The 17,579-nt window shown below is 36.5% G+C and carries 12 protein-coding genes; 4 read left to right on the plus strand and 8 right to left on the minus strand.

Features of this window, described 5'->3' with window-relative positions; genetic code table 11:
- The first annotated feature begins 24 nt into the window (after positions 1-24).
- Together ABWO41_RS00930 and ABWO41_RS00935 are read left to right on the plus strand one after the other, a co-directional pair.
- On the plus strand, positions 25-3,720 hold the full coding sequence (locus tag ABWO41_RS00930; protein WP_353132129.1) for a sensor histidine kinase: 3,696 nt from the start codon (positions 25-27) through the stop codon (positions 3,718-3,720).
- Positions 3,720-7,166, plus strand: a complete 3,447-nt coding sequence (locus tag ABWO41_RS00935) for a DUF8818 domain-containing protein (RefSeq protein ID WP_353132131.1) — start codon at positions 3,720-3,722, stop codon at positions 7,164-7,166. Before ABWO41_RS00930 ends, ABWO41_RS00935 begins: the two co-directional genes overlap by 1 nt.
- Before the next feature lie 326 nt (positions 7,167-7,492).
- On the opposite strand, the gene ABWO41_RS00940 is transcribed toward ABWO41_RS00935, so the two are convergent.
- From ABWO41_RS00940 to ABWO41_RS00970, 7 genes are all read right to left on the minus strand, one after another.
- Entirely contained in the window at positions 7,493-8,068 is a 576-nt protein-coding gene (locus tag ABWO41_RS00940) for a 5-formyltetrahydrofolate cyclo-ligase (protein ID WP_353132133.1), read from the minus strand.
- A 197-nt stretch (positions 8,069-8,265) separates the two neighbouring features.
- The gene (gene efp / locus ABWO41_RS00945) at positions 8,266-8,829 is read right to left on the minus strand and encodes an elongation factor P (protein WP_353132135.1); all 564 of its coding nucleotides are present in this window, start codon (positions 8,827-8,829) and stop codon (positions 8,266-8,268) included.
- A gap of 96 nt (positions 8,830-8,925) precedes the next feature.
- Positions 8,926-9,543, minus strand: a complete 618-nt coding sequence (locus tag ABWO41_RS00950; protein ID WP_353132137.1) for an ABC transporter ATP-binding protein — start codon at positions 9,541-9,543, stop codon at positions 8,926-8,928.
- A gap of 6 nt (positions 9,544-9,549) precedes the next feature.
- Positions 9,550-10,332: an acyl-ACP--UDP-N-acetylglucosamine O-acyltransferase gene (gene lpxA, locus ABWO41_RS00955; protein ID WP_353132139.1), complete on the minus strand. Its 783-nt coding sequence runs from the start codon at positions 10,330-10,332 to the stop codon at positions 9,550-9,552.
- A 10-nt stretch (positions 10,333-10,342) separates the two neighbouring features.
- A complete protein-coding gene (locus ABWO41_RS00960; protein WP_353132141.1) occupies positions 10,343-11,746 on the minus strand; it encodes a bifunctional UDP-3-O-[3-hydroxymyristoyl] N-acetylglucosamine deacetylase/3-hydroxyacyl-ACP dehydratase in 1,404 nt (467 codons plus the stop codon).
- A gap of 10 nt (positions 11,747-11,756) precedes the next feature.
- Entirely contained in the window at positions 11,757-12,788 is a 1,032-nt protein-coding gene (gene lpxD, locus ABWO41_RS00965; RefSeq protein WP_353132143.1) for a UDP-3-O-(3-hydroxymyristoyl)glucosamine N-acyltransferase, read from the minus strand.
- Positions 12,789-12,851: 63 nt separating this feature from the next.
- On the minus strand, positions 12,852-14,081 hold the full coding sequence (locus ABWO41_RS00970) for an HD domain-containing protein (RefSeq protein ID WP_502945621.1): 1,230 nt from the start codon (positions 14,079-14,081) through the stop codon (positions 12,852-12,854).
- A 150-nt stretch (positions 14,082-14,231) separates the two neighbouring features.
- Here ABWO41_RS00970 and porX point away from each other — a divergent pair, with 150 nt between their 5' ends.
- A complete protein-coding gene (porX, locus tag ABWO41_RS00975; RefSeq protein WP_353132147.1) occupies positions 14,232-15,785 on the plus strand; it encodes a T9SS response regulator signal transducer PorX in 1,554 nt (517 codons plus the stop codon).
- A 17-nt stretch (positions 15,786-15,802) separates the two neighbouring features.
- Complete coding sequence (gene tsaE, locus ABWO41_RS00980; RefSeq protein WP_353132149.1) at positions 15,803-16,231, plus strand: tRNA (adenosine(37)-N6)-threonylcarbamoyltransferase complex ATPase subunit type 1 TsaE; 429 nt, start codon at positions 15,803-15,805, stop codon at positions 16,229-16,231.
- A gap of 247 nt (positions 16,232-16,478) precedes the next feature.
- Here the strand turns inward: tsaE and ABWO41_RS00985 are convergent, their stop codons facing one another.
- A complete protein-coding gene (locus ABWO41_RS00985; protein ID WP_353132151.1) occupies positions 16,479-17,480 on the minus strand; it encodes a 3-keto-disaccharide hydrolase in 1,002 nt (333 codons plus the stop codon).
- Between the last annotated feature and the right edge of the window lie 99 nt (positions 17,481-17,579).

Raw genomic sequence — 17,579 nt, forward strand, 5'->3', positions numbered from 1 at the left:
GTACAGAAACGAAGAATTGGATAATTGAAAACAACCACCAAAATACGTTGGCTTTTACTTTTAGTTACGATAGGACTTTTTGCCACAGCTTTAACAGCCAGATGGGCCTCTACACGTTCATTAAAACTAGAACAGTTTGCCGAGAAGATAACCGATGATTTAAATAAAAAGGAACGTATTATTTACGATTATGTCAATAACCGGACAAATTTTGATAAATTAAAAACATTAAATATAGATGCAGATCTTGCATTAAAAACAATCAATTATTTTGCATCCAGGAAGATTTACTTCCAGATTTTTAAAAACAACGAACTAACTTTCTGGTCAGACACCCGTATTAGCGACAAATATGCGGGTAACCTTAAAGAGGGAACAGGGTTTATTGGGTATAAAAATGGCTGGTATCAGGTCGTTAAAAAAGGAGATAATTCTTTTTCTGTCGTCTTTTATGTGCTTGTTAAGGCAAATTATCCTTTTCATAATCAATTCCTAAATAAAACATCCGGTGACGATGTTATTGGTGACAAGAGCATAGATATTGCCGATGTCTCTGATAACCATACAGCGAATGTAATCACTCAGGATGGGAAATACCTATTCTCTATAAAGAAAACAGATGAAGTAAACGAGCGTCCCAACTCAGATGTAGAGATTTTTTTCTGGCTTTTAGGTTTTCTAACTCTTAGCGTACTTGTAAACAGTTTATGTAAATATTATGCGGATGAGGGACATCCATTAAAAGCATCTTTGGCTTTAATGGCTATTTTTGCGACCATCAGATACTGCTGTTTACATTATGGATTTCCAGAAGCATTGGAAAGTCTTAAATTATTTAGTCCTCTAATTTATGCATCAAGCAATTTAGCCCCTTCCCTTGGCGATTTAGTACTTAATTTTTTTGTAGCCCTTTGGTGTATCATTTTTATTTATAGCTATAAGCATGAAATTTATAGGCCAATAAAAAATAAAGCTATAGGATATGCGGTTTTAATTATCTCTGCATTGCTTATTACGTACATTGCTTATCAGCTGTCTTCTATTTTCTGGGGGCTGGTATACAATTCAGTAATAAACTTTAAAGTTGCAAACCTTATTAATCTGGATATATGGAATACTATCTGGATTTTGGTACTGTTAATGGCCCTATTGCTGTTTTATCTTATCGTAGAGTTTTTGGTAGGACTTACAGTTTACATTAATATTTCGATTAGGAAAAAACTGCTTTTTTCTTTCTTGTTCCTCATTATACTGAATATATGGCAGGTATCGGTAGAAGGGTTTAGTGTATACTCGCTTTTACTTTTCATTTTCGTAATGATAGTAGCTTTAACCGTATATCAATATAAAGGAGTTATTATATTTCCGGCACTGGTACTTATAACACTTATTTTTTCTACTATCGTGGCTTTGAAGCTAAACACTTATAAGAGAGATAAGGAAAGGGAATATAGGAAACTATTGGCTTTTAAGTTAGAGTCTGCCGATGACTCTAAAAACCTCTTTCTATTCAAAAAAATAGAAAGGAATATTGGCAATGATCTTCTTCTGAAGAATTTCTTCGTTCAGAACAAGAATGCAAAAGAATTGCGCAGGTATTTTCTGGACGAGTATTTAAGGGGTGAGCTAAGAAGTTTTGAAATTAAGATCTTACCCTTTGATGCAAACGGAGAGAGTTTTGACGAAAATATAAAAGAACAGCTCGGAAACTATAGAAATCTCGTTGAAAATGGCTCCTTAAAAGTCACCGGGAATTTTTATAGAGTATCTAATACTTTCGGAACGCAAAACTATTTTGCAATTATACCTATAAAAGATACTTTCAGAAGTCTGGGATATCTGGTTGTAGAGCTTAAGTACAAACAAGGTAAAAACTTAGGAAACTTCCCTCTCCTGTTACAAGACGGCAGGCTATTTTCCGATCAGGATTACGAAGGGTACTCCTATGCATTTTATAGGAATAATAAGCTAGTTTACCAATCTGGAACATATGTATATAGTCTGATATACGAAAAGCCTCGCTCCACGGAATTTTCTGCATTTAAAAAAGACGGATTTAGCCACTTGGTATATCAACCAAGTTTAAGTAAGATTATAATAGTAAGTAAAGAGATAGATACATTTTGGAAAGAGCTGGCAACACTATCTTTTTTCTTTATTATTATTTTAATATTCGGATTATTGGTGCTTTCTTATAAATGGAGCTGGAATCTGATTTCTTCTTATAAGTTTAGCATTAGCAATTTTAAGCTTCGCCTGCAATTAACCAGCAATAAAATGCTTTATAAAACGCGTATACAAATCGCTCTGGTTTTAGCAGTAGTAACATCGCTTATTATTGTAGGCTTAATTACATTTTCATATATATCTATACAATATAAAGAACAACAGGAAGCCGTAATTAGAGAACGGGTGAGGTCTATTGCGAAAGCATTTGAAACCAGGATAAACGAAAAACATATTCATGCCTTAGATACTTATACAGATACAGAAAGTTTTAAAGAACTTTCCAAGATGTATAATACCGATTTAAATCTGTATGACGCGAACGGTATTGTAATATCTTCTACCCAACCCAAAATTTATGATTTGGGTATAATTACCAATCGTATGAATCCGGTAGCACTCATCAATATGAGTATGAGGCAAAAATCTGAGTTCTTACAAGAAGAAAATATCGGAAACTTATTTTATGTGTCGGCTTACATACCTATCTTCAATTCGTTTAATAATGTAATTGGATATCTGCAATTGCCTTATTTTTCTAATGACAACGAATTCAACCAGAAGATCAGTAGTTTCCTCAATCTCTTAATCAACATTTATGTTTTGGTTTTTGTTGCCATAGGTTTCTTTGCCTTTGTTGTAGCCAACCAGATAACCAGTCCGCTTACGCTGATACAGGAAAATATGTCCAAAATGAAAATAGGTAAGAAGAATAAACCTATTTACTGGCCTCGGAATGATGAAATCGGAAACCTGATAAGTGAGTACAACAAAATGCTTTTGGCACTCGAGGAAAGTGCAAATAAACTGGCCAGATCGGAAAGGGAGACAGCTTGGAGAGAAATGGCAAAGCAGGTTGCACACGAGATTAAGAACCCTTTAACTCCATTGAGGTTGGGCATTCAAATGCTGGAAAGAGCCTGGAAAGAACAAGATCCAAACTTCGACTTAAAATTTCAGAAGTTTAGCAAATCTTTTATTGAACAGATAGACAGTCTGAGTAGAATTGCATCCGAATTTTCGAGTTTCGCAAAGATGCCTGACTTAAAAATGGAAAAAATTGAACTGGTTGAAGTACTTAACCAGGCAATACAGGTTTATAAACAAATGGACCATATCCAGATATTCTGTAACGAAGAAAAGATTAAAGGAGTTTTCATTAAGGCAGACAAAGATCAATTGTTAAGATCTTTTAATAATCTACTAAAAAATGCAATAGAAGCGATGCCGGAAGATAAGGAAGGAATAGTGACTATTCATTGCGATGTAAATGACTCATTTGTTGAAATAGATTTTGAAGACAACGGAACCGGAATACCAGATGATTTGAAAGCAAAGATATTTACACCTAATTTTACCACAAAGAGTTCGGGGACAGGCCTGGGACTCGCATTTGTGAAACAAGCTATAGTGAATATCGGCGGAAATATATATTTTACTACTGAGTTTAACGAGGGCACAACATTTCATATCTCGTTGCCGGTAGCTAATTAATGAAAAAGAAGTTTTTTTGGTGTATAATTTTCATGCTGGTTTTGGTCTCGGCAAATGCGCAGATCAAAAGTAAGTACAACACCAAAGTTGTGGCTGTTAGAGATTCTATCGTCATAGACTCGCTAAGCATTCTTCCGCAAACTTTTAAGGTCTACGTTAACGATGAATTACTGGACTCCAGCTTTTATCATATCGATTTTGCGAATGCATTATTAACCTGGTCCAGCAAACCGGATGCAGACTCCGTAAAATTTTCATACAGAGTGTTCCCTCTTTTGTTAACACAAAAAGTATTTCATAAAGATAATTCCATTATTGGGCTTGAGGCTATGGGCAAAAGTTTGGTATACCAGCCTCCTACTCAGGAAAACACCTTATTCAATTTCCAGGGAATAGACAAAAGCGGTTCTATATCCAGAAGTATAGGTTTTGGTAATAATCAGGATTTATCTGTCAATTCCAATATGGCTCTGCAATTTTCAGGAAAGATTGGTCAGGATATAGAAATCTCAGCGGTAATTTCAGACGATAATATCCCCATTCAGCCAGATGGAAATACGCAGCAGATTAACGATTTTGATAAAGTTTTTATCCAGCTAAAGCGTAATAACTCGAAGCTAATAGCCGGAGATTATGAGTTGCAACGGCCAGATAGCTATTTCATGAATTATTTTAAAAGAACTCAGGGAGCTTATATTGCTAACTCTATTAAAGATAAATCCGGTTTTACTTATAACACTCAGCTTGCTGCTGCGGTATCAAAGGGGCGATCGGCAAGAAATCAGTTTTTAGGAGAAGAAGGAAATCAGGGACCATATCGTTTAAGTGGCAACAATGGAGAGCAGTATATTATTGTTCTATCGGGAACCGAGCGCGTTTTTATCGACGGGGAATTACTGGTAAGAGGACAGGATAATGATTATGTTATGGATTACAACACTTCGGAAATTACCTTTACTACCAAAAGATTAATTACCAGAAATTCAAGAATCTCTGTTGAATTTGAATATTCCGATAAAATTTATGGAAGAAGTCTTTATTTCGTCAATCAGGATTTCAAGACAGAAAAGCTAAAAATTGGTTTCAATTTTTATTCAGAGCAAGACAATCCGAACAGACCTATTTTGCAGAATCTTTCAACCGAACAGCAAGATTTTCTCAAAGGAATTGGAAATAATATAGATCAGGCTTTATTTCCCAATATCGATTCTGTCACCTTTAACGAAAATGAAATTCTTTACAAAAAAGTAGATAGTTTGGGAATGTCTGTTTACGTTTATTCTGTAGATCCCGCAGAGGCCAAATATAGGGTTGGTTTTTCTTATGTAGGCAGAAATAATGGCAATTATGTTTTAGATGTAAACGGGGTAGCAAATGGTAGGGTTTATAAGTTCGTAGCTCCTTTGTCCGGACAAAAACAAGGAGATTATGAACCTTTGAGTTTACTTGTGACACCTAAAAAACAACAGTTGGCAACTCTAAATGCAGAATATAAAATTGCCCGGAGGGCTAAGCTTTTTACAGAATTGGGAATAAGCAATAACGATGTTAATCTTTATTCAACCATTGGAAATAATCAAAATCAAGGCCTTGGTTACAAGATGGTTTATACCCAACAGTATAAATTATCTGATTTAGATTCGTTGGGTCTGAAGTTAAATACACAGATAAGCTACGAATTTGCTGACGCTAAATTTAAACCTATCGAACGTTTTAGACCGGTTGAATTTGATAGAGATTTTAATATCAACGGCTTACAATTACAAGAAAGTGACGAGCATTGGACCGCTTTGTCTTTACAGCTTTTTAAAACCGATATTAAACAAATAACCTATAGAATAAGCTCTTTCCTGAGAACAGAAGATTATAAAGGAATGCAGCAAATGATTGATGCGAAATACCAGTATAAAGGCTTTGGAATTAAATATAATGGTAGCTTGTTGCAATCTGCGGCCGACTCTTTATCAGGAGATTTTTTGAAACAGGACATTGTTTTCACTAAGCGGTTTAGACCATTTGAGGTAGGAACAAATTTTCAACAGGAGATCAATAAAACGCTCAATACCCAAATAAACGAGCTCAATCTCCAGTCTTTCTCTTTCAAACAATTTGATTATTTCTTACGATCCAATTCTTCCAATAGCAATACAGCTTTCCAGTTTAATTATATTACAAGATTGGACAAGTCGCCTTATCAAAATCAGCTGGAAGATTTTACCAGGGCCAAAACCTACAGTGCTAAATTGGAATTGAACAAGCAGGGCAAATCGCCATTTTCTATTATTACAACCTATCGGACAATTGATTATTTACAGGCGGGCAGTGATAATGCAAATGAGGAAACATTGCTTTCCCGGATAGACTATAACTTGAACACATGGAAAGGCTTTTTAAACCTGAATACATTTTATGAATTGGGAACCGGGCAGGAACCTAAGAGGGAATACATTTATTTAGAGGTTGCGGCCGGACAGGGAACTTATGCGTGGAATGATTATAACGGTAACGGAATAAAAGAACTCAATGAGTTTGAAATAGCCAGATTTGTAGACGAAGCCAGGTACATTCGTATTTTCAGGTCTACAAATGAATTTATTCGTTCGAATTTTAGTAATATCAATCAAACATTGAAACTAACACCATCGGCTTTGATTAAGCAGAATAAAGGGTTTGCTGCTTTCGTCTCGAAGTTTTCTACCCTATCTGTCCTGCGTATTGATAAAAAAGTTCTGGCTGCAGAAGGTGGACTTGTCCTGAATCCATACCAGACGGGAATTGATGCAGCAAGTCTGGTTTCGTTAAATTCCTTTTTGCGTAACTCCATTTTCTTTAACAGGATGAATCCTAACTGGGGAATAGATTTCAACCTTCAGAATAACGGCTCGAAATCTTTACTGACAGGAGGTTTTGAGAGCAGGGATTTGAATGAACAGGGTATTCGCTTTAGATGGAACTTCGTTAGAAAGAGTAATTTTCTGATAGAACTTAAAAATGGTGCTAAAAACTATCACTCAGAGATGTTCACAGATAAAAACTATGAAGTAAGCTATCAGGAATTTAAGCCCGAGTTTGGCTATCAGTTTTCTACCGATTTCAAATTGACTTTTAATGGCGCGTTCAAGCGCCAGTCAAATGCTGAGATGTTTGGAGGAGAAGAAGTAAAAAATCTAAGACTAGGTTCAGAAATACGTTATAATATTTTAAAGAAGGGAACTTTAGTTTCCCAGATCAATTTCATTAGTAATGATTTTTCAGGTGAAAGTAATACGCCTATAGCTTATGAGCTCTTAGATGGTTTGCAGCCTGGAAATAATATGACCTGGCAGGCGGGCTTTCAAAGGGTAATATCAAATGGAATACAACTTAATTTTAACTACGAAGGAAGAAAGTCCGAGAACATAAAAACAATTCATACAGGGGGAGTTCAGGTGAGAGCTTATTTTTAAAAAATGAAAAAGCCTTCAAACGGGGAGGATGAAGGCCTTTTACTAACCAATTATAAACCTGACACAAATATAAAGGGAAATCCTCAGTCCTTAAAGAACCTTAACACTTTTTAACATTTTACAGAAGTTATTCGGATTTTGATTTTTTATGAAATATATCTTAAAAAGTCCCTGAATTTGAACTCAGGGGCTTTTTATAATTCATAATTGGTTAGTTTCAATATTAAAGTTACAACTATTTATAAATATTGCAAGTAATAAAATCAAAAAAATAAAGTTATTTTTTTGTTAATATAGATGTGTTCGTTAACACAGTGCTTTATAGCTCAAGATTTAAAATAAAATATTTGATGAGGTGTAATACATGCATCTAAATTAACGTCAAAAGGCTCTTTTTCAATAAGATCAGGAAGAGGATCAAACAACGATAAGCCCACTTTAAAAACATCCTTTCGGCAGGTAACTAAAAAGCGATCGTAAAAACCCCCTCCATAACCAATTCTATTCCCCTCTAAGTCGAAAGCCAAAAGCGGTATAAAAACAGCATCTATTTTTTCGACTGGTATAATTTCTCCAAAAACGGGCTCTGGAATATGAAATCTATTCTTTTGCAGAATAGTTCGCTCATGATCGAAAAGCACATTTTCCATCCTTTTTTGCATAAAATCTGTTCTGGGAATAACCAGATTTATCTCGGGATAATGTTCTTTAAAAAAAGAGATAATTTCGAAAGTATCTACTTCTTTCCTTTCTCTGATAGGCAAAAATAGGTGTACAAAAGTATATTTATTCCATTCTATTTTAGCCAGCTGCTCCACAATATTATTGTTCATTCTCCAGAATTCACTTTTGGGTAGCGCTTCGCGTTTTAGCAGGAAATCTTTACGTAATGTCTTCTTCACCTTTAAGTTTTAGAAAGACTAAGTTATTATACAAAGTATAAAGTCAAAAGTAAAAGTTCAAAAAGAATGGTTTTCAGAAAATCATATAGAATCTAAAAGCTTTGAGTAAAGACCGAATTTAAACATAAAAAAACGGCTTTCGCTATTAAGCGTAAAGCCGTTATCAACCTAAACCTAAAACTTAAATATGAAAAAACTTAGTTTTTAACTCTCTCAATGTAAGCGCCATTAGAGGTGTCAACTTTTATTTTGTCTCCCTGGTTAATAAACAAAGGAACTTTAACTTCAACTCCGGTTTCTACAGTTGCACTTTTGGTCGCGTTTGTAGATGTATCGCCTTTTACTGCAGGCTCGGTGTAAGTCACTTCCAATTCAACAGAATGAGGTGCTTGTGCCATAATAGGTTCTTCACTTTCAAAAGCAACAATTACATTCATACCTTCCTTTAAGAAACGGGCAGATGAACCAAAAAGATGTTTTGGGATGTTGTATTGTTCGAAAGTTGTGTTGTCCATCACCACGAAGAAATCACCATCATCATATAAATATTGATAATCGTTAGTTTCAACGCGACAGATTTCTACCTCTTCGTCTGTTCTGAAACGATATTCAACCAATTTTCCGGTTTTTACGTTTCTCATTCTAGCCTGGTAGAAAGCTCTAAGGTTACCTGGTGTACGATGAATAAATTCTTCTACAGAAACCAATTCTCCGTTGAACCTTAATACGTTACCATTTTTTATTTCCGATGCCTTAGCCATAAATATAATTTATATTTGGGAGCGCAAATATAGCGTTTTGTTGCCAAAAGACAAAACAGCCCCTTAAAGTTTAGACGTAAAAATATACTGAAGATCTTATTTATAGTCCGCTATTTTTAGCTGATTTTCGCAAAAGTCATATTCAACTTCCTGATTAGAACATACGATAACCAATCTATCTTTAGAATAGGTACTAACCAATTGATGATACCATGTTATGCCCTGGTTATCCAGGTTGGAACACGGTTCGTCCAGGAAAAGTAAAGGAGTGTCTGATAAAAACGCCAGAACAAGTTTTAGTCTCTGCTTCATTCCCGAAGAAAAGTATTTCACCTGCTTGTTTTTACTGCTCTCCATTCCTAATAAATGGATGATCTCTTTGGAAGAGATTTTATCCAGAGGCTTTTTAAACTGAAAATGAAAATGTATGGCTTCAGATAAGGTAAAATCTTCAATCAGTTCCAGGTATGGTGCAGCAATGCTTACTTGCTGGAAAATGTGTTCTGTATCAATAGCTTTTTTGTTTTGCTGATAAGCTATTTTGCCCTGCGAAGGGGAAAGCGAACCGCAGAGGATTTGAAGTAAGGTAGATTTGCCGGAACCATTAATTCCCAGAATGGCATAAGACTTACCAGAGCAGAATGTATAATTAATATTCTTAAATATCCACTCTCTGTTAAATCTTCTGCCAACGTTCTCCAGGATAATTTCCATCAAATATTAAGATTGTCCGAAACCTTTAAGGACACCTCTGTTAGAATTTCTGATGAAATTAAGAATTTCGTCGCGTTCTTCAGTAGGGTTAAATTCGGCTTCAATAATGTCTAATGCTTTGGTGACATTATTGTTCTTTACAAACAGAATTCTGTAAATATCTTGTATCTCATTAATTTGCTCAGAAGAATAGCCTCTTCTGCGTAATCCAACAGAGTTAATACCCGTGTAAGATAGCGGTTCGCGGGCAGCTTTAATATAAGGAGGAACATCTTTACGTACCAGTGATCCGCCTGTTACAAATGCATGTGAACCAACTTTAACAAACTGATGGATGGCAACCAGTCCTGCTAAAACTACATAGTCTCCAACAGTAACGTGGCCGGCAAGTGTTGTGCTATTACTAAAAATACAATGATCGCCCACCATACAATCATGCGCAATATGTGAATATGCTTGTATAAGGCAGTTTTTCCCGATAATAGTTTTATATCTATCCTTAGTTCCGCGATTGACTGTTACAAATTCACGGATAGTTGTGTTATCGCCAATCTCTGCCGTGGTTTCCTCGCCTTCAAACTTCAGGTCCTGTGGAACACCAGAGATTACAGCCCCCGGGAAAATACGACAGTTTTTCCCAATTCTGGCACCATCCATAATGGTTACATTAGAGCCAATCCAGGTACCTTCGCCAATTTCCACATCTTTATGGATAACAGCAAAAGGATCAATAACAACACTGTCTGCAATTTTTGCCTGTGGATGTATATATGCGAGTGGTTGTATCATTTTTAGTGATTTAGTTTTCTTTAACTTTTGTTATTTGTGCCATCATTTCGGCTTCTACCACAACGGTTTCACCAACCATTCCCACACCTTTCATTTGTGCAATACCTCTCCTTATGGGTTCCATCAGGTCACATCTGAAAACGATAGTATCTCCTGGGTTCACCTGTGCTCTAAAGCGGACTTTGTCTATCTTAAGAAAATAAGTCAGATAATTTTCCGGATCAGGAACAGTACTTAAAACCAGAATGCCGCCAGTTTGTGCCATAGCCTCAATCTGGATAACACCAGGAAAAACAGGAGCACCGGGAAAATGTCCTTTAAAGAATTCCTCGTTCATGGTTACGTTCTTCACGCCAACAACATAGTTTTTGGTCAGTTCGATAATTTTATCGATGAACAGGAACGGTTGTCTGTGCGGTAAAATATTCATAATCTGTTTAATATCCAGCACAGGTTTTGTTGCCGGGTCATAAACATTTACAGATTTCTTTTTACGGTCTTTTTTTATCATTGCCTTAATCTTCTTAGCAAAGGCAACGTTTGCCGCATGTCCCGGCCTTGCAGCCATAATATGGCCTTTTAGTGGTACACCAATTAAAGCCAGGTCACCAATCATATCCAATAGTTTATGACGGGCAGGTTCGTTTTGATGACGTAATTGGATATTGTTTAAAACGCCCTCTTTGGCAACTTTAATTTCTTCTCTGTTGAAAGCCTTTGCCAGATCAGAAAGTTCTTCAGGTGCCAATTCGTGGTCTACAATAACGATAGCGTTATTAATGTCTCCTCCCTTTATCAGGTTATGCTTTAAAAGCATTTCCAGTTCATGAAGAAAAACGAAAGTTCTGCAAGAAGCAATTTCTGTTTTAAAATCTCCAATAGAAGTAATGGTAGCATGTTGGCTACCAAGAACAGGAGAATTATAATCTACCATACAGGTAAAGCGGTAATCGTCCTGATAAGGCATGGCCATCATCTCTACATTTCTGTCTTCCTCGGAGTAGCTGATATTATGTGGGATGTAGTAATATTCCCTTTCTGCATTTTGCTCTTTGTATCCTGCAGACTCTATGCCTTTAACAAATTCTATGGCACTCCCGTCTAAGATAGGTACCTCAATACCATTCAATTCTATCAGTACATTGTCTACTTCACAGCCAACTAAAGCTGCCAATACGTGTTCTGTAGTGCTTACACTTGCCCCGTTCTGCGATATGGTTGTACTTCTTGCGGTGTCTGTAACGTTGTCTACATCGGCTTCAATAATCGGTTGTCCCGGTAAATCAATTCGCTGGAATTTATAACCGTGATTTTCCGGTGCCGGTTTAAAAGTTAAGGTTACATTTGCTCCTGTATGTAAGCCAACCCCCGAAAAACTAACTTCCGATTTAATCGTTCTCTGTTTTGGATTCATAAGTTTTATTTTATTTGAGCGCCTGCAAAGCTCTTTGTAATTCTTCGATCTTTCTTTCCAGTTCTGGCAGCCTTTGAATAACAACCTGAGATCTCATATTATTTTGATAGCTTACTGCTGGCGATCCAGCCCATTTTTTTCCCTCTTCTGTAATCCCCTTATTAATGCCGGATTGCGCTTGTACTTGCGAACCTTTGGCTACTGAAATATGTCCAACAATACCAACCTGGCCACCAATTATACAATTCTCACCAATTTTTGTGCTTCCGGATATTCCAGTTTGTGAAGCTACAACAGTATTAGAACCTATTTCTGCATTATGGGCTATTTGAATCAAATTATCTAGCTTAACACCTTTTTTAATCAGGGTAGATCCCATAGTCGCTCTATCTATGCAGGTGTTTGCACCAACTTCTACATTATCTTCTATCACAACATTGCCAATCTGGCTGATCTTGTTATAAGAACCATCTGCCTGGGGGGCAAAACCAAAACCGTCGCTGCCTATTACGGCATTAGCATGGATAACGACATCGTTACCCACTACACAGTCATGATATATCTTTACCCCCGAAAATAAGGTAGAGTTTGTGCCTACATGCGCATGATCTCCTACATAAACATGCGGATATATTTTTGAATTATCGGCTATAGAAGCTCCCGCCCCGATATAAGCAAAGGCCCCGATATACACATTTTTACCAATGCTGGCCTCGGGATGTATAAAAGAAGGCTGTTCTATACCCGATTTATTGAGTTTAATAGTATTGTACATCTCCAGCAATACCGAGAAACTAGAATATGCGCTAGGGACTCTTATGATGGTAGGATGCACAGGCTCATTAACCTCTAAATCTTCATTTACTATCACTACAGATGCTCTGGTAGTATATAGAAAAGACTCATATTTAGGATTAGCTAAAAAAGCAAGGCAACCTTCTTCTGCTTCTTCTATTTTAGCTAATTTATTAACAATCACATCCGGACTCCCTTCCAGGGTTCCATTAAGTAGTGTACAAACCTCTTTTGCGGTAAACTGCATCTGGCAAAATTAAATGATAATATTAAACGAACAAATTGTTTAAGTCAAAATAGCAATTAAGGTCTATATTTTAGTATAGCACAGGAAATATTTTGTTACGACAATAGACAGCGCTTCCAGGCTGGACGTATCTGAAACTCTTGTAATATCTTCTATCTCACCATTCTTGCGTAATATATTAATGCTTCCGCTGCCCGTATTATTGTATGCCCGGTTATTTACAGAATCGGTAAATATAAAATATGACGCTTCTTCCTCTGTAATATTAAAAGCAGCTATAATTTTTTCCTTTAGCTCATTTATTTTTGCCGAGTCAGGCTCTTCATTACTAAGCTCTACTTTATACAGCCTTCTGGTAATTAAAAAAGTGCAAAGCGTACGTAGCACAAAGTCTTCATGCTGCTGCCAAACTTTAATAGCTCCCATAATATCATGATCGTCCAGTTGTGCGAAACAGGACAGGTGCTCGCTGTCTACAGTAAATTCATCACCTTGTATATCATGGTATAAAAAGTGTTTCAGTGCCGGAGAGGCAAATAGTTCTAACCCTTTCCTGGCTAGCTCACGGGCCCTTTTTAGGATTTTTACTAAGAGCTGTTCGCCCGCCAGAGCAGTTTTATGAAGATAAACCTGCCAGTACATCAGCCGTCTGGCAATCAGGAATTTTTCTACCGAATAAATGCCTTTCTCCTCTACAACCAGATTCCCGTCTTTAACATTTAACAGCTTAATAATCCTGTCAGAGCTAACTGTACCTTCGGTAACACCGCTAAAGAAACTATCCCGATTTAAGTAATCTAATCTGTCCAGATCTAACTGGCCGCAGATAAGCTGAAAGAAAAATTTCTTAGGATACTGATTGTTAAAAATTTCTAAGGCTAGGTTTAACCTCCCACCAAGATCACGATTTAATTTATCTATAAAAAGTCTGCTTATCCTTTCATGAGAAATACTCTTAACCAGGCTATGTTCCAGTGCATGAGAGAATGGGCCATGGCCAATATCGTGTAGTAAGATAGCTATACAAGCGGCCTCTGCCTCTTCTGCATTAATGTCCTGTCCTTTGGACTGCAGATGTTCAATGGCCAGTTGCATTAAATGCATAACGCCCAATGCATGGTGAAATCTGGTATGCAATGCACCCGGATAAACGAGATGGGCCATCCCAACTTGCTTGATGTATCTAAGTCTTTGAAAATAGGGGTGTTCTATTAAATCAAAAATTAATGGAGTCTTGATACTAATAAAACCATAGACCGGATCGTTAATTATTTTATGCTTATTCAAATACATTTGACTTTATAAGGCACAAATTTTGTTAAATTTATTGACGCGGTAAAATCTGACACTATTTTTATTAGGGATATTAAAAATTATACCTATACTATTTTGCCTAAAATACCGTCAGTATACTATGTTTTTGAATTTTAATTTTTTAAATATATGCAAGCAGCGAACATTTTGTGGGCCGATGATGAGATAGATCTTTTAAAACCACACATTATCTTTTTGAACGAAAAAGGATACAATATAGAAACGGCAACAAATGGCAACGATGCTTTAGATATTTTTAACTCGAAGGATTTCGATTTAGTCTTTTTAGATGAAAATATGCCGGGGCTTACCGGATTGGAAACTTTAACAGCTATAAAAAGCTCAAATCCAGATATTCCAGTGGTGATGATTACTAAAAGTGAGGAAGAATATCTAATGGAGGATGCCATTGGTGCAACTATAGATGATTATTTGATAAAGCCTGTAAACCCCAAACAGATTTTATCTACTATAAAAAAGCTGATAGATAATAAGCGGTTGGTTAGCGAAAAAACTTCTATGGCCTATCAGCAAGATTTCAGGAATCTGGGAATGACCTTAAACGATAACCTCAACTATAAGGAATGGGTAGACGTTTATAAAAAGCTTATTTTCTGGGAACTGAAACTTGAGAAATTAGAAGATGAAGGCATGCATGAAATCCTGACTTTACAAAAAGCAGAAGCGAATGCCCAGTTTTCTAAATTTATAGAAAAGAATTATGTTAAATGGATAAATAACCAGGATGATGCGCCTGTTTTTTCTCACCAGTTATTTAAAAAGAAGGTATTTCCTGCTTTAACAGATAACATTCCTACTTTCTTTATCCTGATAGATAATCTCCGTTACGATCAATGGAAAATTATCAACCCTATCATTAGTGAATATTTCAGGATGGAAGAAGAAGATATTTATTTAAGTATTCTTCCTACGGCAACACAATATGCCAGAAATGCTATTTTCGCTGGTTTAATGCCTTTAGATATGGAAAAAAGGTATCCGTCGATGTGGCAAAATGATGAAGATGAGGGCGGTAAGAATCTCTATGAAAACGAATTTCTGGCAGATCAGATCAAGAGGACTTTAAGAAAAGATATTAAGTATTCTTATAATAAGATCTTAACTCAGGAACAAGGAAAGGATTTAAACGAAATGCTGCCGAACCTGATGGAAAACTCGCTGAACGTTATTGTATACAATTTTGTGGACATGCTCTCCCATGCCAGAACAGATATGCAGATGATTAAAGAGTTGGCAAATGACGATGCTGCATACCGTTCTATAACTTTAAGCTGGTTCGAGCATTCGCCGTTGTTAGATCTGATTAAAAAACTGTCACAAAAACGGGTAAAAGTTATGCTGACAACAGATCACGGAACTATTCGCGTAAAAAAACCAAGTAAGGTTATTGGCGATAGAAATACAAATACCAATTTAAGATACAAACAGGGTAAAAACCTGGCATTTACGGCAAAAGAAGTATTTCATATTAAAAATCCACACGAGATTATGCTTCCAAAATTGCATGTGAGCTCAAGCTTTATCTTCGCCAAGGAAGACAGCTATTTCGTTTACCAGAATAATTACAATCAGTTTGTAAATTATTATAACGAGACTTTCCAGCATGGTGGAATCTCTATGGAAGAAATGATTATCCCATTTGTTACTTATAAAAATAAATAGAGCCTTATTTTTGCATCATGCAAATAAGTACCAAAAGCTTAAACGACTTAGATAATGCTGCTAAACAGGTTCTTTCTTTCGCAGAGGAAGAAAGGATTTTTGTTTTTTATGGCGAAATGGGTGCCGGAAAAACAACTCTTATAAGTAAGTTATGCTATCTATTGGGGACAGAAGATCATACCTCTAGCCCCACTTTCTCTATTGTAAACGAATATGAAACAAAAGCGAATGGTAAAATATACCATTTTGATTTTTACCGGATAAAAAATCAGGGAGAAGCTTTCGATTTAGGATATGAGGATTATTTTTATTCGGGAGAATATTGTATGATCGAATGGCCAGAGAAAATACCCGATCTGTTGCCCGATAGCTATATTGCCATTGAGATTAAGACAACAGATGAAAATTCAAGAGAAATTACTTTGAGTAAAAATAGGCAGGGTTAGTTTTGCCTAATTACGAACTGCTATAGAGGGGGGAAAGTCGAAGTTGTCACTTTGATTTCTATGACAAAGACAGCACTTTTAGGACATTCTCATTAAGTAAATCTGTAAAATTTTGTTTGGTGCAAGCGTCCCCGCTTGTACCTTTAATCTTTATAAGCACAAGCGGATGCTTGCGCTACTATGCGGATTTCAGGAGGTGAGTACCCTTTTTGAATCTCGTAATTGTGTACTCACCTCTTTCTTTGTACTATTTCGCTGGAATAATAGTTATTTTTCTGAATTCCACAGCGGAATGATCTCCTTGCAAATAGATTGGTCCGGATTCTCCTTCTTTACTGTCCAGAGCCCCTCCTGTTATGCCGGGGATTTCCTGATTGCAGATAATTTCTTTGCCGTTTGCGACAATAGTTACCATGCGTCCGCGAAGTGTAATCTCAAATTTATTCCACTCGTTCGGGCCAAGTGTTACGATTTCGCTGGGAGCTAAGAATCCATAGACACCACCAAAATATAAAGAGCCCGGATGTCTGTCTTTAGGCGAATCTTCTACCTGTACTTCATAACGTCCTCTTAAATAAATTCCAGAATTTCCACCTTCGGCATAACGAAACTCGGCAATTAGTTTAAAATCATCGAACTTTTGCTCACTAATCAGGTTGGCACCTGTCTTTTTATTAGTCAGGATACCGTCAATGACCTCCCATTGGCTATTATCTGAAGAAGTATTCCATCCTGAAAGGTCTTTACCATTAAAAAGTTCTATCGGCTCTCCCCATTGTGCATCTCCGGTTCTTACCAGATAAGGTGCTTTGGTTCCGGTAAAATTGAATGTATTGCCTTTATTGGAAGTAATAGTACCTTTAATGGTCTCTCCTGCCAATTCACCCTGAATGGTAAACATCCCATCTCCACCTTCCCACTGTGGTGGAATTTCGAAAGAAAATTTTCCCTGATCCAATTTAATATGTGAAACCGGGCGACTGCTGCCGGAACTACCTACAAACGAGCCTACTAGTGTATTAAAGCCAGAAAGCTTTACTTCCAGCCATGACGGAGCTTCTTTGCCTTCGTTATCGACAGTCAGGTCCCAACGACCAATTAATCCTTTTGCTTCTTCCGGAATCGTCTGCGTCGCCGGATTGTGAGTTTCTTCTTTTTGTTTTTCCGAATTGGAAGAGCTATTACAAGATACCAAATGCAAAGCTAACATACATGCCAATGCACCGTAGCTCATGTGTTTTCTGAACATAATTTTTTAGGTTAGGTGTCTTTTTAAAAATGCTAATCTAAAAAATATTTTTATCATTTATTTCCTGCCTACAATAACTGTAGTGTAGACAGAAGAGTT

Source organism: Pseudopedobacter sp., assembly GCF_040392825.1.
GTDB lineage: Bacteria > Bacteroidota > Bacteroidia > Sphingobacteriales > Sphingobacteriaceae > Pseudopedobacter.